Raw genomic sequence first — 23928 nt, 5'->3', positions numbered from 1 at the left:
GACGGGGTCAGTCCTCCAGGCGCGTGAGCCGGAGCGCCATGAACTGCCGGCCCGGCAGCTCGACGCGCACCTGCCCGCGCTGGACGCCTGGGAGCGTCTCCACCGTCATGCCCCACGTGTCGATGACCTCGATGCGCCAGCCGCCGTCGTCGAGGATGAGGTTGCGGAACCGGGGGCGGTTGAAGCCGAAGTAGCCCACCTTGACCTGACCCTCGGCGCCGCCCCACGGCATATCCCAGTCGCTCGGCAGCGGGTCCCACACGCCCTCCGGCGCCTCGGACTGCAGCTGCTCGAGGAACCGGATGCGGTCGGGGGAGGTACCGTGCAGGACGCCGCCCTTGGACCACCAGAGGACCTCGCCCTCGAGCCCCAGCGCCGGCGGGTAGTAGGTCTCGCCGTGGCCGACGTAGCCGCCGCGGACCGCGCCCTCCCAGAACCGGCGCACCATCTCCTCGCCGGTGATGTTGCCCCAGCCCTGGTCGATGTCGCCCTCGTAGGCGCACTCGTCGATGACGACCGGCTTGCCCCACTGCTCGCGCCACTGGTCGGTGTTCTCGGCGGTGCGGTAGACGTCGACGCGCTGGATGCTCACGTGCGTGATCCAGGGCTTCGCGTAGTCGTACACGGGGCGGCAGTTGTGGATCGAGTTGAGGTGGCCGAACGGGTCCTCCTCGCCGACGACGGCCGCGAGCCGCTCCCAGTCGTCGATGTCTTTGGACCACAGCAGGTCGTACTCGTTGGCCATCGACCACCACACGTTGGCGAAGCCGGCGAGCCGGCGCACCACGTGGCGGAGGTACCGCTCGTCGACGGCCGGGCCGAGGTCGGCGAAGCCCCAGCGGTCGTACGCGTGGAACAGGATGATGTCGGCCTCGATGCCGAGCGCGCCGAGCTCCGCGACGCGCTGCTCGAGGCGCCGGAAGTGCGCCGGGTCGAACCGGGTCAGGTCGAAGCCCTCGGCGAGGCTCCCGACGAACGGGAAGTCGTCCGGCTCGTCGGCGTTGTAGAGGTACGACTTGGGGAAGACGCACATGCGGAGCTTCGCGAACGGCGCGTCCGCGAGCGTCGCGAGCGTCTGCTGCTGCAGCGCCTCGGGCTGGTGCGTCCAGGCGTACGCCGTCGTCCCGAGGGGCCGGTGGCGGGTGCCGTCCGCATGCCGGAAGTGGAAGCCGTCCACCTGCACCGGTCCGTGTGCGCCGTCCCGCGCGGCGACGACCTCGACCGTTCCGGTGATGCCGTCGAGCGAGCGGGCCGTCGAGCGCGTCTGGAACGACCACGGACCCTCCGTGTCGGCGAGCGCCCGCACGACGTAGACGCCGTCGCCGTCGTAGAACCCGCCGACGCGCACCTGGCCGCTGTCGCGCGTGAACACCGCCTCCAGCTCGACGTCGACGAACGGGTTCCCGTGCGACGGGCCGGCGAAGCGCAGCTCGAGCGGCTCCCAGAGCGGCGTCGGGCCGGGGAGCGTCGCCGGGGCCGAGCCCCGCGCGACGTCGTCGGGCTCGTACGCCGGGTCCGGCGCGATCGCCGGGTCGTACGGCGGTCGCGGGGCGCCGTCGCCCACCTCGGCGAGGGCCGCGAAGAAGCGCTCGCGCTCGGCGAGGTCCTCGAGGGCGGGGACGAGGGCGACGAGCTGTCCGAGACGCCCGCCGCGGAACTGCGTCGCCATCGGGGATGCGGCGATCCCGGGCATGTAGCGCTCCAGGATGCTGCGGGCGGCGGGGTCCTCGAGGGCCTCGCCGAAGGTCGTGGCGCGATCGAACATGGTGCTCCTCCGAAGGTCAGGCGGTCGTGGTGGCGCGGCGGATGGCCGTGTCGACGGCATCCTGCAGCGCGGGCGGGGTGAACATGAGGGCCGACGTCACCGGTCGGCCGGTGCCCCATCGCGTCTCGCTGCGGACGGCCTGCGCGCGGGCGGGGTCGGCTGCCGCGACGGTGTCGATGAGGGCGGCGTAGGCGCGCGGGTCGTCGAGGACGTCGGCGAGCGAGGCGCGCACGCCGTCCAGCGGCGGGCGGACGGCGGGGGCGCCGGGCGTGAAGCGCCAGGCGTGGGCGCCCGAGCCGACCTCGCCCTGCACGCCGGGGAGGGCGACCTCCGCGGTGGTGTTGGGCGGGACGACGGCGTGCACGACGACATCCTCCCCGTCGCGCCGCCACGACACCGACGCCTCGCCGTAGGGGGTGAGGTGCCGTGCGGAGGCGTGGGACAGGCCCTGCAGCGGCCGCGGTGCGATGCGCAGGCGCCGATAGCCCGGTGCCGCAGGGGCGAGGCCCGCGACCGTCCGGTGCAGCCAGTCGGCGACCGCGCCGAGGGCGTAGTGGTTGAACGAGGTCATCTCGCCGGGGTTCACGGACCCGTCGGGCAGGAGCGAGTCCCACCGCTCCCACACGGTCGTCGCGCCCTGCGTGACGGGGTAGAGCCAGGAGGGGCACTCGGTCTGCGTCAGCAGACGCTCCGCGGCATCCAGGTGGCCGCCGCCCGTGAGCGCGTCGGCGACGAGCGGCGTGCCGACGAAGCCGGTGCCGATGCGGTACCCGCCCTCGCGGACGAGCTCGGCCAGCCGGTCCGCGAGCGCCTGCCGGACGGCCGGGTCGACGACGAGGTCGAACTCCAGGGCGAGCGCGTACGCCGTCGGCGCGTCGCTCATCATGCGGCCCGCGGGCGTGACGTACTCGGCGACGAACGCCGCCCGGCTGTGCTCGGCGAGTGCCGCGTACGCGGTGGCGTCCTCGTCGAACCCGAGGAGTCGCGCGGCGTCGGCGACCTGGCGCAGCGAGCGCGCGAAGTACGCCGTCGCGACGATGTCGGAGTCGACCTTCGCGTGACCGGGCTTGTCCGGCGGCGCGGCGGGGTCGAGCCAGTCGCCGAGCTGCATGCGGCCGGCCCACAGGCCGCTGTCGCCCGCATCGGCGTGGACGGCGTCGACCCACGCGCGCATGCTCGGGTACTGCGCGGCGAGCACCCCGGCGTCGCCGTAGCGTGCGTGCAGCACGGTGGGGACGACGGTCGCGGCGTCGCCCCAGGCGGCGGGACTGGCCCCGCCGAACGAGGCGAAGCCGCCGAGCGCGGAGGGGACGACGACCGGCACGGAGCCGCCGTCGCGGGTCTGCTCGTGGGCGAGGTCGCGCAGCCACGAGGTGAGGAAGGCGGCGCTGTCGTAGAGGAACGCGGCGGTCGGCGCGAAGACCTGGATGTCGCCGGTCCAGCCGAGCCGCTCGTCGCGCTGCGGGCAGTCCGTCGGGATGGAGAGGAAGTTGCCGCGCATGCCCCAGACGACGTTCTCGTGCAGCCGATCGATGAGCGGGTCGGAGGTCTGGAACCAGCCGGTGCGCGTCATGTCGGTGTGCAGCACGACGGCCTCGACCGCCTCCGCGTCGACGTCGAGGCCGGTGACCTCGGCGTAGCGGAAGCCGTAGAAGCTGAAGCGGGACTCGAGCACGTCGTCGCCGCCGGAGAGGTCGAAGGATGCCGTGGCCGCGGCGTTGCGGAGCGGCCGCAGGGCGAGCTCGCCCTCGTCGAGGACCTCGGCATGCCGGACGACGACGCGCGTGCCCGCGTCGCCGCGCACCCGGAGGCGCACGCGGCCGACGAGGTTCTGGCCGAAGTCGAGGATGCGGCCGCCGGACGGGGTCGCGAGGACCTCGACGACGGGCAGGGCCTGGATGCGGCGGACCGGTGGCGCGATCCGCGCCTCCGGGACCGGCACGTTCTCGTAGCCCGCCTTCGCCGCGGCGCCCACGCGGGCGGGGCGGAACACCGTCGCGGTGCGGCGGAGGTCCTGGTGCTCGCCGGCGTAGATGCCGCTGTCGACGACGGGGCCGTCGCCGGCGGCCTCCCAGTCGTCGCCCGTCGCGGCGAGGGTCTCGGTCGCGCCGTCGGCGAACACCACCCGCAGCTGCGCGAGGAACGACGGCTGCGTGCCGTACAGGCGGTCCGCGAACGCGAAGAAGCCGTACTTCTCGGTGTACCAGGCGCCGGCGATGCTCGCCGAGAGCTCGTTGTCGCCCAGGTGCAGGAGGGCGGTCACGTCGACGGTCTCGTGGACGAGCCGGTCGCGGTAGGCGGTCCAGCCGGGGGAGAGCACGTCATCCGAGACGGGGGCGCCGTTCACGGCCGGCTCGGCGACCCCGAGCGCCGTCCAGAACAGCAGCGCACGGGCGACGGGGCGGTCGAGGCGGAAGCGGGTGCGCAGGACGGCGGGCTGGGCGTCGCGCTCGGCGTCCGCAAGACCGACCGGCTGCGCGACCCACTCGCCGGCGGCGAGGAAGCCGGCGTCGAGCTCGAGGGGCTCGCTCCAGGCGGTGCGGGTGCCCGACCGGGCGGTCGCGCGCACCCGGACGGCGCGTGTCGCGCCGGCGGCCAGCGGCGCGAAGGGCCACGCGACGAGCGCGCTGTCGGGTCCGTCGAGAATGACGACGCCCGTGCCGTCGTCGAGCTCGACGCCGGCCTGGATCCAGTCCGCCTCATCGGTCTCCACGGTCCAGGTGAGCCGCGGCGCGGGAGTCGCGACGAACCGGGTGTCGTCGCGCTGCTCCGCCCGAAGGGTCGCGATGCGCGCGGTCGTCATTCGTCGTCGCCTTCCGCGGTCCACGAGGTCACCGAGACCTCGCCCGAGACGGCGTAGACGCCGATCACACGGCCGGTGAACGACTCGGCCGTCTCGGACGCGAGGAACCGTCCGTCGATCTGCGCGAGCTCGAGGCGCTCCCCGTCGACGGTCGCGCCCAGGTGGAAGACGTCGCTCGTGCGCGCGAGGCCGGCGGAGTCGCCCGGAGGACGAGAGTCGATGTGCAGGTCGAGGGTCGCCGCCGCGATCTCCCGGGTCCACTCCTGCACGAGTCCCGCGACGACGGCCCGCGCGGTGACCCGGCCGCCGCCGGCCTCGACCTCGACGTGGAAGCGCTCGTCGTAGCGCACGGCGAGACCGCCGACGCCCGTCGAGACGTCCACAGCGACCGTCACGGCGTTGGTCAAATGCTCCTGGCGTCGGCCGACGAACATCGGGTGCGGGTCGTCGAGCGTGGCGCCCGTGCCGCGCAGGACGAGTCGGCCGTCCTCGACGGCCGACACCGCGGTGGGGAGCGCCCGGACCGCGATCCACTCGCCGTCCAGCGGGGCGTCGAAGGTCACGTCGATGCGCGTGCCGGGGCGCGGGTTCAGCAGGACGGGGTCGATCTCCGGCCAGCCGTTCTCAGCCCAGCGCACCGGTGTCGCGAACGTCTCACGGCCCAGCGCGGAGAACGCGCGGGTCATCGACCGGGGGCGCACGCCCAGCAGGATGCAGATCCACTCACCGTCCGGACCCTCGACGAGGTCGCCGTGGCCGGTGTTCTGCACGGGGCGGATCGTGGACCGCGCCGAGACGAGCGGGTTCTGCGGCGCGGTCTCGAACGGCCCCTCCGGTCCGTCGCCGCGGGCGATGGAGATGCCGTGCCCGCGCTCCGTGCCGCCCTCGGCGATCATGAGATACCAGCGGCCGCCGTGCGCGTACAGGTGCGGCGCCTCCGGGAACTGGCCGCCCGTGCCGGACCACACGGATCGCGGGTCCTCGAGCGCGCGGTGCCGGTCGAGGTCGACCTTGACCTGCTGGATGCCGAGGTGGGTGCCCTGCGCGGCGCCGCCCAGGGTGAGGCCCGAATAGGTGATGTACACGGTGCCGTCCTCGCCCCACGCGATGTCCGGGTCGATGCCGTCGATCGAACCGGAGCCGTCCTGCTTCAGGATGAGGTCGCCGTCGCTCCACGGGCCTGCGGCATCGGCCGCCGTGAAGTGCAGCATGCCCCGGCCCATGGCATCCGTGATGACGAGGTGGAAGACCCCATCGCGGTGCCGGATGGTAGGTGCCCACGCGCCGCCCGCCGTCGGGACGTCCTCGACGGCGAGCTGACCCGGCCGCGTCGCGACATGGCCGATGAGCTCCCACGTCTCGAAGTCGCGCGACCGGTGGATGGGGATGCCGGGGAGATATTCGAATGTGGAGGTCGCGAGGAACCACTCGTCGCCGACCCGGACGACCGACGGGTCGGGGTGGAAGCCGTTGAGGAGCGGGTTGTAGAGCGTGGTCATGGCGGGCCTGTTCGCGTCGGGTCGTCGGATGATGTCAGGTGAGGATGCGGCCGAGTTCGGCGGCGAGCCGGACCGCGCGGGGGTCCGCGCCGCCGGGCCAGGGACCGCGCGCGACGGTCCACGCGAAGGCGATGCCCGTGTCCGGGTCGACGCAGGCGAGGGCGCCGGCGGCGCCGTCGTGGCCGAACGCGCGCGGGCCGCCGAAGGCGAGCTGCTGCGACGGCTTCTGGAAGACGATCGCGTGCGCTCGGTCGTGCTGGTGGAGCACCTCGTCGTACCCGCGGATCTGCTGCTGGCCGATCCGGGCGACGGTGTCGGCGCCGAGGAACGGCGCGCCGCCGTCGACCCCTGTGACGGCCGCCGCGAAGAGGCGGGCGAGGCCGCGGGCGCTGCCGGTGCCGCTGCCGCCCGGGTGCCCGTAGCGCCAGCTGCGCGGGGAGTTGCCGAGGTCGACGTCGCCGCCCATCGACCCGAAGACGACGGGTCCGAGCGCCGAGTAGGTGCGTACGAGCGTGTCGGAGACCGGCTGGATCATCGCCAGGACGTCGACGCGGCGGTCCTCGAGCTCCGCCGGGAGACCCAGGTGGAAGTCGATGCCGTGCGGAGCCCGGATCTCCTGCTCGTAGAACTCGTGCAGCGTCCGCCCGGTGACCCGGTAGACCAGTTCGTCGCCCAGGTTGCCGATCGTGATGGCGTGGTAGCCGAAGGCGCTGCCGGGGTGCCAGAACGGCGTGGTGTCGGCGAGGCGCGCGGCCGCGGCGTGGTGGTCGAGCAGTTCGTCCCAGGTCAGGGGGGTCTCCGCCTGCGGGAGCCCCGCCTGGTGGGAGAGGAGCTGACGGACGGTGATGCGGTCCTTGCCCTTCGCGGCGAACTCCGGCCAGTAATGCGCGACCCGTTCGTCGAGGTCGAGCTCGCCCCGCTCGACGAGGAGGCCCACCGACAGGCCGATCGTGTTCTTGGTGACCGAGTAGGGGACGATGACGGAGTCACCGGACAGGTGCGGGCCGCCCCACGCGTCCAGCACGGACCTGCCGCGGTGGTACGCGGCCACCTGGAACGACAGATCCGGATCGGCTGAGAGCTGCTCTTCGAGCCGTGCGACGACCTCCCCCAGACGTGCGTCGGCGGTGCCATGGAGCGGACCGGTCAGTGCGGCGGTCATGTCTTCCTCTCGTCGGTGAGCGTGTCGTGCGTGCGTGCGGGCGGGGTCAGCGGGGGAGCGGCGCCTCGCGCCAGGCGGTGGGGGCGAGGCCCCGGACACCGGGCAGCCGGAGGGTCAGGAGCCGGCCGTCGCCGTCGGAGCGGGTCACGCCGACGTCGCCGTCGAGCCAGGGGAAGCCCGTCGTGATGACGAGGACGTCGAGGTCGGGACCGGCGAACTCGACGCTCGTCGGGTGCGCCGCGTCCAGGGCGATGGTCCGCTCCTCGAGTCGGCTGCCGTCAGGGGCGAAGCAGTCGATCCGGCCGAGGTCGAGCTGGGTCACCCAGAGGCGCCCGTCGGCGTCGACCGTCATCCCGTCCGGCAGGCCGTCGAGGCGCAGGAACGTGTCCCGGGGACCGGCGACGCCGCCGATGTAGGACCGTCGATAGACGAGCCGGTCATGCGACTCGGCGTAGTACAGCCACTCCCCGTCCGGTGACCAGCCCAGGCCGTTGGACATGTTCAGGGTGTCGTCGAGGACGGTGATCGACCCGTCGTGCTCGAGGCGCAGCAGGTGCTGCCGTCCGTCGACGCCGCCGAACCGGCGGATGCTGCCGACGACGAATCTGCCCTGCGGATCGATCTTGCCGTCGTTGAAGCGTCGGTTGGTCGGGATGAGCGCACGGCTCTTGTCGATGCTTCCGTCCGGATGGAGGATGCCGATCCACGCCTCCAGCGACACGAGGAAGCGTCCGCCGCCGGCGGGGATCGCGGCGCCCACCTGCCCGCCGACCTGCAGCGTCGTGACGTCGCCGAGCGACCCGTCCGCGTCGAGGATCGCCGACATGACGCGTCCGTCGTCGATGTCGACCCAGCTCAGTCGCCTGGTCGAGGGGTCCCACACGGGCCCCTCGGCCAGGACGTACGGAGCGGTCTCGAGGAGTCTCATTCCGCGACGGTCCACTCCAGGGCCAGCGGCAGGTCGTCGACGGAGGCACCCGCGCGCAGGGTGTACGCGCCGGGCTCGACGACCCAGCCGTCCGCCCAGTGCGCGAGCCGGCGGCCGGGGACGGGTACGGTCGCGGTGACCGTCTCGCCGGGTTCCGCGTGCACCGTGGCGAAGCCGACGAGCCAGCGGACCGGACGGTCCACCGACGAGTCGCCGCGCTCCGCGTAGACCTGCACGACCTGCTTTCCGGCGCGGTCGCCGGTGTTCCGCACGGTCACGTCGACGGCGTCGCCGTGGCGATGCGCGGCACCCCATGACCAGGTCGTGTAGCCGAGGCCGTGGCCGAACGGGAACGCCGGCGTCGCGGCATCCTTCAGCCAGGCGCGGTAGCCGACGTGGATGCCCTCGCCGTAGGTGAGGACGCCGTCCTGCGGCGTGACATCCTGCACGGGGACGTCGGCGAGCGTGGCGGGCCACGTGGTGGGGAGGCGCCCGCCGGGCTCGGCGGCGCCGGTCAGGACGTCCGCGAGCGCGTGGCCGAACTCCTGGCCGCCGAAGTAGCCCTGCACGATGGCGGACACCTCGTCGGCCCACGGCAGCACGACCGGCGAGCCCGCGTTGACGACGACGACGACCGGGGTCCCCGTCGCGGCCACGGCGCGGACGAGGTCGTCCTGGCGGCCGGGGAGGTCGAGGTCGATGCGGTCGTATCCCTCGGACTCGACCTTCGAGTTCGTGCCCACCACGACGACGGCGACGTCGGCGGCGGCGGCCGCCTCCACGGCCCGCGCGATGAGGGCTTCCGGGTCGGTCGCCTCGGGCGCGATGCCGACCGTCGCGCTGAGGGCGCCCGCGAGTGCACCCCCGCGGGCGAGCGTGAACTCGACGCGGACGCGGATCGGGGTGTCCTGCTCGACGGAAACGCCGGCCGTGAGCGACGGCGGGTTCAGGAACGCGGCGCCGAGGTCGGTGCCCTCGATGACGGGGGTGTCGTCGAGCACGAGCCGGTCGTCGACGTACAGCCGGCCGGGGTTCGCGCCGGCGAACCCGAGCTGGATCTCACCGGTCTCGGCGGGGGTGAAGACGGTCTCGAACACGACGCGCGAGCTCGCGGCGACGGGGGCGTCGCCGCCGAACCAGACGAGCGCGGTCGAGCGACGGTCCTCGCTGAAGAGCTCCGCGCCGTCCTCGTCGAGGAAGCGCACGCGCAGCCCGGGCTCGCCCGTCTCGGGGTTCCGCAGCTGTGCGACGGGGATCTCGGCGACGCCCTCCTGCACGACGGCGCCGATCTCGTAGCGCAGGTCCGCCTCCGGCAGGGCCTCGCGCAGGCCGTCCAGCGGGGACACCGTGCGCTCGGGCAGCACGGTCGCGGAGCCGCCGCCCTGCGTGCGCGCGTCGCGGGCGTTGTGGCCGATGACGGCGATCGAGCGGATGGCCGCGACGTCGAGGGGGAGCGCGCCGGTGTTGCGCAGCAGCACGGTGCCCTCGATGCCCGCTTCGCGGGCGAACGCCTCGGCATCGACGGGCGCCGGCTCCAGGGCCGTGGACCCCTCCAGTGCGCCGACGCGCTCGGCGAGGAGGAGCAGGCGCAGCACCTTGCGGTCGAGGTCGGCCTCCTGCACGCGGCCGTCGCGGACGGCGGCCAGGAGGTCGGCCCACGCCGGTGCCGGCCCCGGCATCGCGAGGTCCTGCGCGGCGGCGACGGCATCCAGCGAGCGGACGGCCGTCCAGTCGCTCACGACGACGCCGTCGAAGCCCCACTCGGAGTTCAGTGGCGTCTCGAGCAGGTCGTTCTCAGTCATCGTGACGCCGTCGACGGCGTTGTAGGCGCTCATGACCGACCACGCGCCGGCCTCGACGGCCCGCTCGAACGGCGCGAGGTACAGCTCGCGGAGGGCGCGGTCGTCGACGTCGACGTCGACCGTGAACCGGTCGGTCTCCGAGTCGTTCGCGACGTAGTGCTTCGGCGTCGCCGCGACGCCGTTGTCCTGCATGCCGCGCACGTAGGCGGCGGCGAGCTCCGCGGTGAGCTCCGGGTCCTCGGAGAAGCACTCGAAGTGGCGGCCGCCCAGGGGGGAACGGTGCAGGTTGATGGTCGGGCCGAGCACGACGTCGACGCCCTTGCGGCGCGCCTCGGAGGCGGCGGCCGCGCCGTAGCGGTACGCGAGGTCGACATCCCACGACGCGGCGAGAGCCGACCCGGAGGGCAGGTTCAGTGACGGCTCGCGTTCGTCCCAGCGCGGTCCGCGGACGCCCGACGGACCGTCGGAGAGCGTCATGGCGCGCAGCCCGATCTCGGGCAGCGGGACCGTCGTCCAGAAGTCCGCGCCCTGTACGAGCGCGGCCTTCTGCTCGAGGGTGAGCGCGTCCAGCAGCGGACGCAGATGGGCGACGGACTCGGTCACGAGGACTCCAATGGCTGGGGATGGGGCGCGCGGTGCGCGGGGGAGGGCGGGCCGCGCCGGTGCGCGGCCCCGGTGGGGCGAGGGGTCAGGCCGCGCCCTGGGCGGCCTCGGAGTCCAGGAGGGCGCGCCGCGCGATGCGACGCTCCTCCTGCTTGTCCGGATCGGGCACGGGCGCCGCCATGAAGAGGCGCTGCGTGTAGGGGTGCTCGGGCCGCGAGGTGACGCGCTCGCCGTCGCCGTACTCGACGATCTCGCCGCGGTACATGACCGCGACCCGGTGGCTGATGTGGCGGACGACGGCGAGGTCGTGCGTCACGAACAGGTAGGCGACGCCGGTGCGCTCCTGGATCTCGATGAAGAGGTCGAGGACCCGCGCCTGCGTGGAGAGGTCGAGCGCCGAGACGGGCTCGTCGCACACGATGAGCCGGGGTCGCAGGGCCAGGGCCCGGGCGATCGCGACGCGCTGCCGCTGTCCGCCGGAGAACTCGCGCGGCAGCCGGCTGCGCGCATCCGCGGGGAGTCCCACCTGGTCGAGCAGGTCGCGGACCCGCGACTTCGCCTCGGTGGAGCTGACCCCTGCGACCGTGAGCGGCTCGGCGAGGATCTGCTCGATCGTCATCGACGGGTTCAGCGAGGAGTACGGGTCCTGGAAGACAACCTGGATCTCGGAGCTCAGCGCGCGGCGCTGACGCCGGGCGAGGTGCGAGATGTCCTTGCCGTCGTAGTGGATCGTCCCCTCGGTGACGGGCGCGAGGCCGAGCGCGGCGCGCCCGAGCGTCGTCTTGCCCGAGCCGGACTCGCCGACGAGGCCCACGGTCTCGCCCGGCAGGATGTCGAGCGAGACGCCCTTCAGCGCGCGGAACGGCTCGGCCCGGAAGCCCTTGCCGGGGTACTCGACGACGAGATCCTTGACCTCGAGCAGTGGAGCGCTCATGCTCCCGCTCCCTTCGTGGACAGTGCCGGACGGGCGGGACCCTCGTCGAGGATCGCGTCCAGCAGGGCACGGGTGTACGGGTGCTGCGCGTCGTGGAAGATCGCGCGGACGGGGCCCTGCTCGACGAACAGGCCGTTCTGCATGACGGTCACGTGGTCGCACAGGTCGGCGACGACGCCGAAGTTGTGCGTGACGAGCAGCATCGCCATGTGACGCTCGGCCTGCAGCGAGCGCAGCAGGTCGAGCACCTCGGCCTGCACCGTCACATCCAGAGCCGTGGTCGGCTCGTCGGCGATGATGAGGTCGGGGTCGGTCGAGACGGCCCCGGCGATCAGGACGCGCTGCGCCATGCCGCCGGACACCTCGAACGGGTACGCGTCGAAGGTGCGCTTCGGGTTCGGGATCCCGACGCGGTCCAGGAGCTCCAGGGAGCGCTGCGTCGCCGCCTTCTTCGACAGGCCGAGGTTCTTGCGCAGCGGCTCGACGAGCTGGCTGCCGATCGTGAACGACGAGTCGAGGTTGCTCATCGGCTCCTGCGGGATGTAGCCGATGCGCTTGCCGCGCACCCGCCCGTAGACGGACTCGTCCGAGTCGGCCAGCTCGATCCCCTCGTACATGATCGACCCGCCCGTGACGTGTCCGCCGCGCGGCAGCAGGCCGAGCACGGCGAACGCCGTCTGGGTCTTGCCCGACCCGGACTCGCCGATGAGCCCGTGCACCTCGCCGCGGCGGATGTCGAGGGAGACGCCGTGGACGACCTCGATGTGCGAGCCGTTCGGCTGGTCGTAGCCGACGTGCAGGTCGCGCACCTCGAGGACCTTCTCGCTCGCCTTGCTGCGCGCGTCGTCCTTGTGGACGATGACCGCGCTGTTCTCGAACACGGGCGGTTCGTCCGTGTCGACGAGCGGCTCTCCGCCGCTCATGGACATCGAGGTGGTGACGGCCGCGATCGAGCCGGTCGCGGTGGTGACGACCCGGCGGCGCTTGCGTCGCACCGACACGGTCCGCTCCAGCTCGTCGCGCATGACGTTGGCGAGCAGCGTGAGGGCGATGCAGGTGAGGGCGATCGCGAGCGACGGCCAGATCATCAGGACGGGCGTCTTGTAGATGTTCTTGAAGCCGTCGGTGAGCATCGAGCCCCACGTGGGGACGTTGACGTCGCCCAGGCCGAGGAACTCGAGTCCCGACTGGATCGCGATCGCGATGCCGGCGATGATCGCAGCCTGGATGATGATCGGCGCCCGCACGACCGACAGGACGTGCCGCCCGATGATGCGGGTGTCGCTGAGCCCCGAGACGCGGGCCGCGTCGACGTACAGCTCGCCGCGGACCGCCGTGACTGCGGCGTAGACGAGGCGGTAGAACGCGGGGGCGAGCAGGACGCCGAAGATGAGCATCGAGATCCAGACCGATGGTCCGAGCACGGCGCGCGCCGCGAGCAGGACGACGATGCCCGGGAGCGCCATGTTCAGCTCGGTGACCCACGTCGCGACGGTGTTGAACCAGCCCTGGTAGTAGCCGGCGATCAGACCGCTGACGACGCCGAGCACGATCGCGACGACGACCGCGAGGAGCGCCGCGATGACGCTCGTCTGTGTGGCGGTCAGCAGCCGGGAGAGCACGTCGCGCCCGCTGCCGTCGGTGCCGAGGAGGTGCTCGCCGCTGGGGCCCGCGAGCACGTTGCGGATGTCGGCGTAGTTCGGGTCCTGCGGGGCGATCAGCGGCCCCACGATCGCCAGGAGGACCACGAGCGCGAGGAAGACGAACGACCCGATCCCGAGGGGGCGCTTGACGAGGCGGCGCCACAGGGCGACGCGCACCGGCGCGACGGGGACGGCGGGAGGAACGGCGATGGCGGTCATGACAGTCGCACCTTCGGGTTGAGAGCTGCTTGGGCGAGGTCGATCAGGAGGTTGACGACGATCACGATGATCGCGAACGCGATCACGAGGCCCATCACGACGGGGATGTCGCCGAGGCTGCCGGCGCGGACCGTGAGCTGGCCCATCCCGGGGATGGCGAAGATCTGCTCGACGACCACGGCGCCGCCGAGGAGCCCGACGAACTGGACCGCGAGGACGGCGAGCGCGGGGCCGCCGGCGTTGCGGAGGACGTGCTTGTAGATGACCGATCCGGCGCCGAGGCCGCGGGAGCGGAGCGTGCGGACGTAGTCGCGGGACATCGCGTCGATGACGGAGCCGCGCACCTGGGCGGCGACCGTCGCGATCGCGCCGATGGACAGCGCCACGATCGGAAGCGTCACGGAGGAGAGCCAGCCGGTGAAGGAGGTGCCTATCGGTATGTACCCGGTGGCCTTGAACCAGCCGAGGTTGATCGCGAAGATCAGCACGAGGAAGAGCGCGATGAGGAAGCCGGGGATGGCGAACCCGATGAGCGAGACGGTCTGGATCGTGCCGTCGACCGCGCCGCCCCGCCGCGCTGCGAGGACGCCCAGGATGACGGAGAGGATGGCTGAGATCACGGTGGTGCCGATGACGAGCGAGAGCGTCACCGCGAGCCGGTTGGTGACCCCGACGGTGACCAGTTCGCCCGTGAACCAGCTGCGCCCGAGGTCGCCGGTGAAGGCGGAGGTGATCCAGTCGCCGTACTGCACGAGGAGCGGCCGGTTCAGGCCGAGCTGCTCGGTCTTCTTGGCGACGGTCTCGGCGGTCGCGTTCTCACCGAGGATGCGGCGGGCGATGTCGCCGCCGCCCATGTAGAGGAGCATGAACGCGAGGAACGAGATCACCGCGATGAGGACGACGCCGGACAGCAGGCGACGGAGGATGAATGCAAGCATGGTCGCTTCCCGATGGTGTGGGTTCCGGCCGCCCGGGCATTCGCTGCCCGGACGGCCGGAGGCGGGTCAGTTCTTCGGCGAGAAGTCGAAGATCGACGGGTAGGCGTTCGTCGGCCAGAAGTCCAGGTTCGTGTTCGCGTCGACCGCGTACGAACCCTGTACCCGGAAGAACGGTGCGAACCAGGCCTGCTCGACGAGGTAGGCGTTCAGCGCCTTCAGCGCCTCATCCGACTCCTCGGGCGTGCCGAGCTGGATCGTCTCGATGTAGCCGTCCACCGTGTCGTCCTGGTACTTGAACGGGTTGAAGGTGGCGCTCGGAGCGATCATGAAGTTGATCAGCTGCCAGTCCGGGTTCTGCTCCAGCGCCATCCACGTCGCCGCGTACTTCGGCGCGAGCATGTCGGTGATGAAGTTGCCGGTGCCCGGGTCGGTGTAGTTGACGTCGATGCCGATGTCGGCCAGCTGCTGCGCGACCAGGTCGAACGTCGTCTGGAACGCGGGCGTGGACATCATGTCGAGCGAGAAGCCGTCCGGGTAGCCCGCGTCGGCGAGGAGGTCCTTGGCGCCCTCGGGGTCGTACTCGTAGGTGCTGTCGAGGGCCTCGTCGTAGGCGACCGAGGTCGTCGGGAAGACCTGCTCGGTCACGGTGCCGTAGCCGGACTGCAGCGACTGGAGCAGCGCTTCGCGGTCGAACGCCATGTTGATCGCCTGGCGCACCTTGACGTCGCCGAGCTCGGGGGCCATGGTGCCGCCACGGTCGAACAGCAGCAGACCCTGGAAGTCCAGCTCGTTGGCTGCAATCGTCCAGCCCGCGCCCTCGACCTCGGTGATCGTGCTGTTGTCGGCGATCTTGGCGCCGTTGGCCTCGCCCGCCTTGACGGCGTTGATGATGGCGGTGGTGTCCTCCATCACGTTGATCGTGAGGTTGTCGTACTTGATCGCGTCGGCGTTCCAGTAGTCCGGGTTCGCGGTGTAGTTGTACGTCGTGCCGGTGACGGACGAGGCGGCGTCGAAGATGTACGGGCCCGAGCCGACCGGCTCCGTGGCTGCATCCGCGTCGTCGAACGACGACGGCGCCTGGATGAGGCCCGGCGCGATCGAGAGGAGGTTCACGAGGGACGGGTCGGGTGCCGGCGTCGTGATGGTCACGGTGGTGGCGTCGACGGCGGCGAACTCCTTGCCGAGCATCGTGGCGGCCTGCGGCGACGTGCCGTCGCGGAAGCGCTCCATGCTCGCCACGACCGCCTCGGCGTCCAGCGGGGTGCCGTCGGTGAACTCGACGTCGTCGCGGAGCGTGAGGGTGAGGACGGTGTTGTCCTCGTTGTACGACCAGTCGGTGGCGATCCACGGCTGCAGTTCGCCGGACGCGTCCTTCTGCAGCAGTGTGTCGAACACGGCCTGGAAGAACGGGCTGCGGTTGCCGTACTCAGCGCCCTGGCCGACGTCATAGCTGGTGGGGGCGAGGATCGAGATCAGTGTCAGACGGTCTCCTCGACCGGTGCCTTCGCCGTCGCCGTCGCCGCTGGTGTCGCCCGTCCCGCCGGCGCAGCCGGTCAGAACGAGGGCTGCGGCGATCGCGAGGGCTGCTGTGGCCTTCAAACGGAACATCCTTGGTCCCTTCTCGGGGCGATACCCCTGCGGATCGCCTCTGGCCGAGGACGCTAGCACCAATTACTAGCGAGTACTAGGTTTTCACAGGAAAATTCTAGCGATCGCTAGGTTTTCGTTATCTCCGCGTGCAGACTAGGTCGCACCGGACACCGACGTCGGCGTCCGGAGGAGGATGATGGTGAGCACGATGACGGACACCAGCACGCGCCCGCAGCGCCGACGACGCGGCGAGTACGCCAAGACGGAGGCGACGCGACAGGCGATCCTGGATGCCGCGCTCGAGGTGTTCGCGCAGTCCGGTTACCGCGCGGGCTCCCTGCGGGAGATCGCGACCAAGGTGGGGATGAGCGAGGCCGGGCTCCTGCATCACTTCCGCAACAAGGTGGCGCTTCTCGAAGCCGTTCTCGAGCGGCGCGACGATCGCGCACGGGAGACGGTCCCCATCGAGTCCGAGGACGGGGCCGCCGTCTTGCGCGGGCTCGTGCAGCTCGCGGCGCACAACGCCTCGCTGCCCGGGGTCGTGGAGCTGTACTGCACGCTCTCCGCCGAGGCCACCTCGCCCGACCATCCCGCCCACGACTACTTCATCCGCCGCTACGAGTACACGCGCGGGAACATCGCACGCGCTTTCGGTCACCTCGCCGTCGAGGGCCGGCTCAAAGCCGGCATGACACCGGAGCGCGCGGCCGTCACGATCATCGCGATGATGGACGGGCTGCAGGTGCAGTGGCTCTACGACCGGGACGTCGTGGACATGGCCGAGGAACTGCGGAACCTCTTCACCCCGTTCGTGGACATCGACTGGGATCCGGCACCCATGCCTACGGTGGAGCTCGACGCGGAGCCCGATGCCGCGCTCGACGCGGAGCCCGCGCGATGAACCGCCTCCCCTTCGGCGACGGCTGGACCGTCGGCCCCAAGCTCGGGGCCTTCGAGAGCCGCGACGACGCCACCGCCGCCGTGCCCGTGGCGATCCCGCACGACGCGCTCCGCGACCTGCCGCGCTCGCCGGACAGCCCGCAGGGCGTGCACGCGGGCTACCTCCCAGGCGGTGTCTTCGAGTACGCCAAGACCTTCGACGTGCCGGCCGACTGGCGCGAGAAGACCGTGCAGATCGAGTTCGAGGGCGTGTACCGAGACGCCACGGTGTACATCAACGGAGACTTCGCCGCCCACCAGCCGAACGGCTACGCCGCCTTCACCGTCGACGCCGACGCGTTCCTGCGCTTCGGAGAGGCCAACACGGTCACGGTCGAGGCCCGCGTCCACAAGGACAGCCGCTGGTACACCGGCGGCGGCATCTACCGGCCCGTGCACCTCGTCGTCGCCGATCCGGTCCACCTGGTCCTCGACGGCACCGTCGTCACGACTCCCGACGTCGACGCCGAGCGCGCGATCGTCGCGGTGCAGACGCGCGTCCGGAACGCGACGCGGCATACGCGCACCCTCCGCCTGGCATGGACGGTCCAGGATCCGTCCGGTGCCGCCGTCGCGCAGGGCTCGGCGCCGGTCACCGTGCTCCCGGGCGAGGAGGCCGTGGCGCGCGCGCGCCTGCAGGTCGCCGCGCCGGAGCTGTGGGGCCCGGAGGCCCCGGCCCTCCACGCGCTGACGGTCGCCCTCGACGATCAGGACGGCGGCAGGATCGACGAGGATGCCGTGCGGTTCGGCATCCGCACGCTGCAGCTCGACACCGTCCACGGCCTGCGCATCAACGGCGAGACCGTCGACCTGCGGGGCGCGTGCGTGCACCACGACAACGGGCCGCTGGGCGCGATCACGCACCCCTGGGCCGAGGACCGCAAGGTGCGCCGGCTCAAGGAGGCCGGGTTCAACGCGATCCGCAGCGCGCACAATCCCGCGAGCCGGGCGCTCCTGGATGCCTGCGATCGCCATGGCCTCCTCGTCATGGACGAGCTCACCGACGTGTGGACGAAAGCCAAGACCGGCTTCGACGCCTCGATCGGCTTCGACACGCGGTGGCCGCAGGACGTCGCCGCGCTCGTCGCGAAGGACCTCAACCACCCGAGCGTCGTGCTGTACTCCATCGGCAACGAGATCCTCGAGCTCGCGACGCCGCACGGCGCCACGTGGAGCCGCCGCCTCGCGGAGGAGTTCCGCCGCCTCGACCCGACGCGGTTCGTGACGAACGGGATCAACGGGATCATCGCGAATATCGGCCGGATGCGGGAGGTCCTCGGCGAACTGGCGGAGGCCGACCCGAACACGATGATGGCCGACATGGGCGAGCAGATGGCCCTCGCGAACGCCTCCGTGCTCGTCAGCGACTCGACCGAGGAGTCCGCCGCCGTCCTGGACGTCGTCGGCTTCAACTACGCCGATTCGCGGTACGGGCTGGACGCGGACCTGTTCCCGAACCGCATCATCGTGGGATCGGAGACGTTCCCCGACAAGATCGCGGGACTTTGGCGCGATGTGCGCCGCTTCCCGCACGTCATCGGCGACTTCACCTGGACGGGCTGGGACTACATCGGCGAGGCCGGCATCGGCCGCGTCGACTACACCGACACGCCGGGCTACGAGCCCACCGGCACGGCGGGGCCGTTCCCGTACCTCCTCGCCCAGTGCGGCGACATCGACATCACGGGCCACCGCACACCGGCCTCGCACTACCGCGAGCTCGCGTACGGCCTCCGCACCGAGCCCGCGTTCGCGGTGCACCGGCCGCAGCACCACGGCCGCCCCGTCGCCAAGACCCCGTGGTCGTGGGACGACGTCGTGGCGTCGTGGACCTGGGACGTCGCACCCGGTGCGCCCGTGACCGTCGACGTGTACGCCGCGGCCGACGAGGTGGAGCTGCGCCGCGACGGCGTCGTGCTCGGACGCGTCGCGGTGGGCGGCACGAGGCCGCTCGTCGCGCGGTTCGAGACGGAATACCACCCGGGGGAGCTCGTCGCCGTGGCTCTGGACGACGGACGCGAGGTCGGCCGCGCGCGACTCCGGACCGCCGGCGGTGCCCCGCGCCTCGTCGCGCAGGCCGAGTCCGAGCGCATCCCGACGGATGGGCTCGCCTACGTCGGTCTGCGGATCGAGGGAGACGACGGCCTCGTCGTCGGGGACGCCGACCGGCTCCTCACCGTCGAGATCGACGGCCCGGGCGAGCTCGCGGGCATCGGCTCGGCGCGCGCCCGGACGACCGAGTCGTTCGCCGGACCCGCCGTCACCACCTACGACGGGCGGGCGCTCGCCATCGTGCGTCCCGCCGGCGTCGGAGAGATCACCGTCACAGTGCACGCCGGCGGGCTCGCTTCGGCATCCGCCGTCATCGAGGTCGTCGCCGCCGACTGACCGTCGCGTTCGTCAGCGGCGCTGCTCCGCCGGGAGCATGATGGGGGTCGTCCCGGCGACCTCGTCGCTGAACTCCGCCGGAGCGATGACCGGGAGCGGCCGCGTCTCGTCGAGCTGCAGCGCGAAGCGGCGCGACTCGCTCCGGTGCAGGCGGCCGGAGACCAGCAGCCAGCCCAGACCGATCGAGAAGGCGACGAACGCGGCGCCGGCACCCACCAGGATCGCGGCCCGCGGCCCCCACTCGGCGGCGACCCACCCGACGATCGGAGCCCCGATGGGCGTCCCGCCCATGAGGATCGCCATATACAGGGCGAGCACCCGACCGCGCAGCGCGGGATCGGTCGTCGTCTGGACGTAGCCGTTCGCGGTGGTCAGCGTCGTGACGACGGCGAAGCCGGTCAGCATGAGCGTCGCGGCATACGCCCAGTACGACGGCATCGCGGAGGAGAGGAACGCGGCCGCGGAGAACATCCCCGCGCCCACGATGACGAGACGGATGCGGGCGCGGTCGCGGCGCGCGGCCAGCAGGGCGCCGGCGAGCGAACCGATCGCCAGGATCGAGCTCAGCAGCCCGTAGCCGTCGGCCTCCTGGCCGAACTCGAGCGCCATCGTCGACGCGAAGATCGGGAAGTTCATGCCGAACGCACCGAGCAGGAACACCATGACGAAGGTCACGAGGAGGTCGGGGCGGCCCTTGACGTAGCGGAACCCGTCCGCCAGTCGCGCGGCGCCGGCGCTCCGCACGCGCGGGATGAGGTCATCCGTGCGGATGAGCAGCAGCGCGACCAGCATCGCGAGGAACGTGACGCCGTTGATGAAGAAGACCCAGCCGGTGCCGACGGCGACGATCACGACGCCCGCGACGGCGGGACCGATCATGCGCGCGCCGTTGAACGATGCGGCGTTGAGGGCGACGGCGTTGGAGGCGTTCTCGCGGGACACGAGGTCGGAGACGAAGGCCTGCCGGCTCGGGTTGTCGAAGGCGGCGACGATGCCCAGGGCGAGAGCGAAGGTGTACATCAGTGGCAGCGTCATGACGCCGGCCAGGAGGAGTGCGCCGATCGCGAGTCCGAGGACGAGCAGCAGGCCCTGCGTGACGAAGAGGAGCTTGCGACGATCGAAGCGGTCGGCGACCCAGCCGGTCACGCTCACGAGCAGGAGGGGCGGTGCGAACTGCAGTCCCATCGTGACGCCCATGGCGCCGGCGTCGTTGTTCGTGAGTTCGGTCAGCACGACCCAGCTGAGGGCCGTGGCCTGCATCCACGCGCCCACGTTGGAGACGAGCGCGCCGATGAACCAGACGCGGTAGTTGAAGACCGAGAAGGAGCGGAACATCGCGCTCATCGGGTCGCCACCTCCTGCATGATCGCCGCGGCGTGGGCCAGGGTCTCGCGCTGCGCGTCGTCGAGCGTGCTGAGCGCGGACTCGAGCCACAGGTCGCGCCGGCGCACGGTCTCCTCGACGACGGATCGACCCGAATCGGTGAGGTCGATGTTGACCTTGCGGCGATCGCTGTCATCCGGGGTGCGGGTGATGTACCCGGACTCCTCGAGGCAGTTCACGGTGCGGTTCATCGAGGGGGGCGACACGCGCTCGCGGTCGGCGAGGTCGCCGAGGGTGTGCGCGCCGTGCACGGACAGGGCCGCGAGCACGGCGAACTGCCCGTCGCTCATGGAGTCGACGGCGCGATGCGCGCGGAGGCGGCGGGCGAGCCGGAAGGTCGCCATGCGGAACTCGGCGGCCTCGCGGGCGAGGTCTCCGGAGGTTTCTGAAGGGAGAGCGGAGGAGGTCATGTATTCCTTAGCATAGCTCATTAGTTGTGCTAAGTAAACGGCGAGAGCGGATGCCGCCTCCCCGCCCCTATGCTCTGTCCATGCCCGAGTTCATCGATGCACACGGCGTCGCGATCGTCTACGACGTCCACCCCGCAGAGACGCCGCGGGCCGTCGTCCAGCTCCTGCACGGCGTGGGCGAGCACGTGGGGCGCTACGCCGCCCTCATCGCGGCGCTCAACTCGGCCGGCTACACCGTCTACGCGGACGATCACCGCGGCCACGGCCGCACCGGGATGACGCAGCACGGCGGCGACGCCTCACGGCTCGGCCGCCTCGGCGTCGGCGGTCTCCGCGCCGCGGTCGCCGCCTGCCGCCAGTTCACGCACCTCATCCGCGACGAGAACCCCGGGCTGCCGCTCATCCTGCTCGGACACTCCTGGGGGTCCTTCCTCGCGCAGATCCTCTTCAACGACGAGCCCGAGGCCTACGACGCGGTCGTCCTGTCCGGTTCGGCGCTGCGCTGGCCCGGCTCGCTCAACGCGGGATCGCTCAACCGGAAGTGGCACGCGAAAGACGCACTCGGCACCGAGTGGCTCTCCAGCGACCTCGAGGTCGGGCGGTCGTTCCTGGACGACCCGCTGACGACGACGGCGCCGCTGCTGCGCCTGTTCGGTCCCATCGACGCCGCGCGACTGTTCGGGCGTCCGCGCCGCGATCTCGGCGTCAGCGTGCCGGTTCTCCTCATGGTGGGGCGCGACGACCCCGTCGGCGGCCCGCGCAGCGTGCACCGGCTGGCGGACGCGTACCGCACGCGGTCGGGCCTGTCCGATGTCACCACGCTCGTCTACCCCGACGCCCGCCACGAGATCTTCAACGAGGTGGGCCAGGCCGAGGTCCGCGCCGACCTGCTCGCCTGGCTCGACCGCCGCATCCCCGCCCGCGCCTGACGGCGGCCCGCCGCCGTAGGCTGGGGGGATGCACGGCGAGTACAAGGTCCCAGGCGGCAAGCTCGTCGTGGTCGACCTCGAGGTCAGGGACGGTCGGATCGCGGACTTCCACCTGGCCGGGGACTTCTTCCTCGAACCCGACGACGCGCTCGCCGACATCGACGCGGCCGTCACGGGCCTTCCCGTCGAGGCGGATGTCGCGACGATCGCCGCGGCCGTGCGCGCCAGCCTGCCGGACGGCGCCCAGCTGCTCGGCTTCACCCCCGAGTCGGTCGGCACCGCGGTGCGCCGCGCGCTCGTCACCGCTCCGGGCTGGCGCGACTTCGACTGGGAGATCGTCCACGAGAAGGCCGTCTCGCCGCGCATGAACCTTGCCCTCGACGAGGTCCTCACGGCGCGGGTGGGCGACGACCGCCGCCGTCCGACGCTGCGCATCTGGGAGTGGGACGAGTCCGCTGTCGTCCTCGGGTCGTTCCAGTCGTACCGCAACGAGGTCGACCCCGACGGCGCCGCCGCGCACGGGTTCGACGTCGTCCGCCGGATCTCCGGCGGCGGCGCGATGCTCATGGCCGCGGGGTCCATCGTCACGTACTCGCTCTACGTTCCGGCATCCCTCGTCGCCGGCATGACGTTCGCGGACTCGTACGCCTTCCTCGATGACTGGGTGCTGCAGGCGCTGCGCTCCCTCGGCATCGAGGCCGTCTACCAGCCGCTCAACGACATCGCCTCGCCGCAGGGCAAGATCGGCGGTGCGGCGCAGAAGCGCCTCGCGAACGGCGGGGTGCTGCACCACGCGACGCTCAGCTACGACATGGACGGCCAGGTGCTGACCGACGTCCTGCGCATCGGCCGGGAGAAGCTCAGCGACAAGGGGACCGTGTCGGCGGCCAAGCGGGTCGATCCGCTCCGCAGCCAGACCGGCCTGCCCCGCGCGGCGATCATCCAGCGCCTCGTCGAAACGTTCACGACGCTGTACGGCGCGCAGCCCGGGCATATCACCGAAGAGGAATACGCCGAGGCGGAAGCGCTCGTGGCGTCGAAGTTCGCGACCGACGCGTGGCTGCACCGCGTCCCGTGACCGGGGCGGTCGAGATCCGGCACGGCGACAACCTGGAGGTCGCGCGCGCGCTCGAGAGCGGCTCGTTCGCGCTCGTCTACCTCGACCCGCCCTTCAACACGGGGCGCTCGCAGGGGAGGGCGGTCGAGCAGGCCGTTGTGAGCGCGGCGGACGATGCGGTGGGGACGACGCTCTCGCCGGTCAAGCCCGGCTTCCGGGGCACCAGCTATGCGCGGCTGCGCGGCGACCTGCGCGCCTACGACGACCGCTTCGACGACTACTGGGACTTCCTCGAGCCGCGGCTCGCGGAGGCGTGGCGCCTGCTCAGCCCGGAGGGCACGCTCTACCTGCACCTGGACTACCGCGAGGCGCACTACGCGAAGGTGCTGCTCGACGCGCTCTTCGGACGCGCATGCTTCCTCAACGAGCTCATCTGGGCGTACGACTACGGCGCGAAGTCGCGCCGGCGCTGGCCCACCAAGCACGACACGATCCTCGTGTACGTGAAGGACCCGGAGCGCTACCACTTCGACTCGGAGTCCGTCGACCGTGAGCCGTACATGGCGCCCGGGCTCGTGACGCCGGAGAAGGCCGCGCGCGGCAAGCTCCCGACCGACGTGTGGTGGCACACGATCGTGCCGACGTCCGGCCGAGAGAAGACGGGCTACCCGACGCAGAAGCCGGAGGGCATCCTGCGCCGCATCGTCCAGGCCTCCAGCCGTCCCGGCGATCGCGTGCTCGACCTGTTCGCCGGGAGCGGCACGACCGGCGCCGTCGCGTCCGCCCTCGGCCGCGACGCCGTGCTCGTCGACGACAATCCGGCGGCCATCGCCGTCATGCGGGCGCGCATGCCGCACGCCGTGCTCGTCGCCGCGGACTGAGGCCGGCGCGACCGCGACCCCGTCTGGTGCTGCGCGGCGCAATCTGCAGGATCGG

At 71.9% G+C, this 23928-nt stretch carries 17 protein-coding genes; 5 read left to right on the top strand and 12 right to left on the bottom strand.

The window, feature by feature from the left end; all coding sequences use genetic code 11:
- Positions 1–7 precede the first annotated feature (7 nt).
- The 10 genes from QZL85_RS07460 to QZL85_RS07415 all read right to left on the bottom strand — a co-directional run bounded on the left by QZL85_RS07460 (position 8) and on the right by QZL85_RS07415 (position 15904).
- On the bottom strand, positions 8–1765 hold the full coding sequence (locus QZL85_RS07460; protein ID WP_295575529.1) for a DUF5605 domain-containing protein: 1758 nt from the start codon (positions 1763–1765) through the stop codon (positions 8–10).
- 16 nt (positions 1766–1781) lie between these two features.
- A complete protein-coding gene (locus QZL85_RS07455) occupies positions 1782–4568 on the bottom strand; it encodes an alpha-L-rhamnosidase (RefSeq protein WP_295575527.1) in 2787 nt (928 codons plus the stop codon).
- Positions 4565–6067: a glycoside hydrolase family 43 protein gene (locus QZL85_RS07450; protein WP_295575525.1), complete on the bottom strand. Its 1503-nt coding sequence runs from the start codon at positions 6065–6067 to the stop codon at positions 4565–4567. The genes QZL85_RS07455 and QZL85_RS07450 overlap by 4 nt, the downstream gene beginning before the upstream one ends.
- A 34-nt stretch (positions 6068–6101) precedes the next feature.
- Positions 6102–7229 (bottom strand): serine hydrolase, encoded by a 1128-nt coding sequence (locus QZL85_RS07445; protein WP_295575522.1) that lies wholly within the window; start codon positions 7227–7229, stop codon positions 6102–6104.
- A 46-nt stretch (positions 7230–7275) separates the two neighbouring features.
- On the bottom strand, positions 7276–8157 hold the full coding sequence (locus QZL85_RS07440) for an SMP-30/gluconolactonase/LRE family protein (RefSeq protein ID WP_295575520.1): 882 nt from the start codon (positions 8155–8157) through the stop codon (positions 7276–7278).
- Positions 8154–10436: a glycoside hydrolase family 3 protein gene (locus tag QZL85_RS07435; protein WP_295575676.1), complete on the bottom strand. Its 2283-nt coding sequence runs from the start codon at positions 10434–10436 to the stop codon at positions 8154–8156. The genes QZL85_RS07440 and QZL85_RS07435 overlap by 4 nt, the downstream gene beginning before the upstream one ends.
- 211 nt (positions 10437–10647) lie before the next feature.
- Positions 10648–11496, bottom strand: coding sequence for an ATP-binding cassette domain-containing protein (locus QZL85_RS07430; protein WP_295575518.1), 849 nt, complete (start codon positions 11494–11496; stop codon positions 10648–10650).
- Positions 11493–13358: a dipeptide/oligopeptide/nickel ABC transporter permease/ATP-binding protein gene (locus QZL85_RS07425; RefSeq protein WP_295575516.1), complete on the bottom strand. Its 1866-nt coding sequence runs from the start codon at positions 13356–13358 to the stop codon at positions 11493–11495. The genes QZL85_RS07430 and QZL85_RS07425 overlap by 4 nt, the downstream gene beginning before the upstream one ends.
- Positions 13355–14296, bottom strand: coding sequence for an ABC transporter permease (locus tag QZL85_RS07420; protein ID WP_295575513.1), 942 nt, complete (start codon positions 14294–14296; stop codon positions 13355–13357). The genes QZL85_RS07425 and QZL85_RS07420 overlap by 4 nt, the downstream gene beginning before the upstream one ends.
- 66 nt (positions 14297–14362) lie before the next feature.
- Positions 14363–15904, bottom strand: coding sequence for an ABC transporter substrate-binding protein (locus tag QZL85_RS07415; RefSeq protein WP_295575510.1), 1542 nt, complete (start codon positions 15902–15904; stop codon positions 14363–14365).
- A gap of 190 nt (positions 15905–16094) precedes the next feature.
- Here QZL85_RS07415 and QZL85_RS07410 point away from each other — a divergent pair, with 190 nt between their 5' ends.
- Together QZL85_RS07410 and QZL85_RS07405 are read left to right on the top strand one after the other, a co-directional pair.
- Positions 16095–16787: a TetR/AcrR family transcriptional regulator gene (locus QZL85_RS07410; protein ID WP_295575507.1), complete on the top strand. Its 693-nt coding sequence runs from the start codon at positions 16095–16097 to the stop codon at positions 16785–16787.
- Complete coding sequence (locus QZL85_RS07405) at positions 16784–19213, top strand: glycoside hydrolase family 2 TIM barrel-domain containing protein (RefSeq protein WP_295575504.1); 2430 nt, start codon at positions 16784–16786, stop codon at positions 19211–19213. The genes QZL85_RS07410 and QZL85_RS07405 overlap by 4 nt, the downstream gene beginning before the upstream one ends.
- Positions 19214–19225: 12 nt before the next feature.
- Here the strand turns inward: QZL85_RS07405 and QZL85_RS07400 are convergent, their stop codons facing one another.
- Together QZL85_RS07400 and QZL85_RS07395 are read right to left on the bottom strand one after the other, a co-directional pair.
- On the bottom strand, positions 19226–20557 hold the full coding sequence (locus tag QZL85_RS07400; RefSeq protein WP_295575501.1) for an MFS transporter: 1332 nt from the start codon (positions 20555–20557) through the stop codon (positions 19226–19228).
- Positions 20554–21006, bottom strand: coding sequence for a MarR family winged helix-turn-helix transcriptional regulator (locus tag QZL85_RS07395; RefSeq protein ID WP_295575499.1), 453 nt, complete (start codon positions 21004–21006; stop codon positions 20554–20556). The genes QZL85_RS07400 and QZL85_RS07395 overlap by 4 nt, the downstream gene beginning before the upstream one ends.
- An 80-nt stretch (positions 21007–21086) precedes the next feature.
- Here QZL85_RS07395 and QZL85_RS07390 point away from each other — a divergent pair, with 80 nt between their 5' ends.
- From QZL85_RS07390 to QZL85_RS07380, 3 genes are read left to right on the top strand one after another with little or no spacing between them, the layout of a single operon-like run.
- Positions 21087–21935, top strand: a complete 849-nt coding sequence (locus QZL85_RS07390) for an alpha/beta fold hydrolase (RefSeq protein WP_295575496.1) — start codon at positions 21087–21089, stop codon at positions 21933–21935.
- Between the two features lie 28 nt (positions 21936–21963).
- On the top strand, positions 21964–23013 hold the full coding sequence (locus QZL85_RS07385) for a biotin/lipoate A/B protein ligase family protein (protein ID WP_295575494.1): 1050 nt from the start codon (positions 21964–21966) through the stop codon (positions 23011–23013).
- Positions 22992–23873 (top strand): site-specific DNA-methyltransferase, encoded by an 882-nt coding sequence (locus QZL85_RS07380; protein ID WP_295575492.1) that lies wholly within the window; start codon positions 22992–22994, stop codon positions 23871–23873. The genes QZL85_RS07385 and QZL85_RS07380 overlap by 22 nt, the downstream gene beginning before the upstream one ends.
- The last annotated feature ends 55 nt before the right edge of the window (positions 23874–23928 follow it).

The sequence above is a fragment of the uncultured Microbacterium sp. genome, assembly GCF_900078385.1.
Classification (GTDB): Bacteria; Actinomycetota; Actinomycetes; order Actinomycetales; family Microbacteriaceae; genus Microbacterium.
This window is presented reverse-complemented; position numbering and strand designations above follow the sequence as displayed.

What these genes read in the sequence shown, in the direction of transcription:
- QZL85_RS07460 (WP_295575529.1), bottom strand. Translation starts at nt 1,765, where the DNA reads ATGTTCGATCGCGCCACGACCTTCGGCGAGGCCCTCGAGGACCCCGCC.
- QZL85_RS07455 (WP_295575527.1), bottom strand. Translation starts at nt 4,568, where the DNA reads ATGACGACCGCGCGCATCGCGACCCTTCGGGCGGAGCAGCGCGACGAC.
- QZL85_RS07450 (WP_295575525.1), bottom strand. Translation starts at nt 6,067, where the DNA reads ATGACCACGCTCTACAACCCGCTCCTCAACGGCTTCCACCCCGACCCG.
- QZL85_RS07445 (WP_295575522.1), bottom strand. Translation starts at nt 7,229, where the DNA reads ATGACCGCCGCACTGACCGGTCCGCTCCATGGCACCGCCGACGCACGT.
- QZL85_RS07440 (WP_295575520.1), bottom strand. Translation starts at nt 8,157, where the DNA reads ATGAGACTCCTCGAGACCGCTCCGTACGTCCTGGCCGAGGGGCCCGTG.
- QZL85_RS07435 (WP_295575676.1), bottom strand. Translation starts at nt 10,436, where the DNA reads ATGACGCTCTCCGACGGTCCGTCGGGCGTCCGCGGACCGCGCTGGGAC.
- QZL85_RS07430 (WP_295575518.1), bottom strand. Translation starts at nt 11,496, where the DNA reads ATGAGCGCTCCACTGCTCGAGGTCAAGGATCTCGTCGTCGAGTACCCC.
- QZL85_RS07425 (WP_295575516.1), bottom strand. Translation starts at nt 13,358, where the DNA reads ATGACCGCCATCGCCGTTCCTCCCGCCGTCCCCGTCGCGCCGGTGCGC.
- QZL85_RS07420 (WP_295575513.1), bottom strand. Translation starts at nt 14,296, where the DNA reads ATGCTTGCATTCATCCTCCGTCGCCTGCTGTCCGGCGTCGTCCTCATC.
- QZL85_RS07415 (WP_295575510.1), bottom strand. Translation starts at nt 15,904, where the DNA reads ATGTTCCGTTTGAAGGCCACAGCAGCCCTCGCGATCGCCGCAGCCCTC.
- QZL85_RS07410 (WP_295575507.1), top strand. Translation starts at nt 16,095, where the DNA reads ATGACGGACACCAGCACGCGCCCGCAGCGCCGACGACGCGGCGAGTAC.
- QZL85_RS07405 (WP_295575504.1), top strand. Translation starts at nt 16,784, where the DNA reads ATGAACCGCCTCCCCTTCGGCGACGGCTGGACCGTCGGCCCCAAGCTC.
- QZL85_RS07400 (WP_295575501.1), bottom strand. Translation starts at nt 20,557, where the DNA reads ATGAGCGCGATGTTCCGCTCCTTCTCGGTCTTCAACTACCGCGTCTGG.
- QZL85_RS07395 (WP_295575499.1), bottom strand. Translation starts at nt 21,006, where the DNA reads ATGACCTCCTCCGCTCTCCCTTCAGAAACCTCCGGAGACCTCGCCCGC.
- QZL85_RS07390 (WP_295575496.1), top strand. Translation starts at nt 21,087, where the DNA reads ATGCCCGAGTTCATCGATGCACACGGCGTCGCGATCGTCTACGACGTC.
- QZL85_RS07385 (WP_295575494.1), top strand. Translation starts at nt 21,964, where the DNA reads ATGCACGGCGAGTACAAGGTCCCAGGCGGCAAGCTCGTCGTGGTCGAC.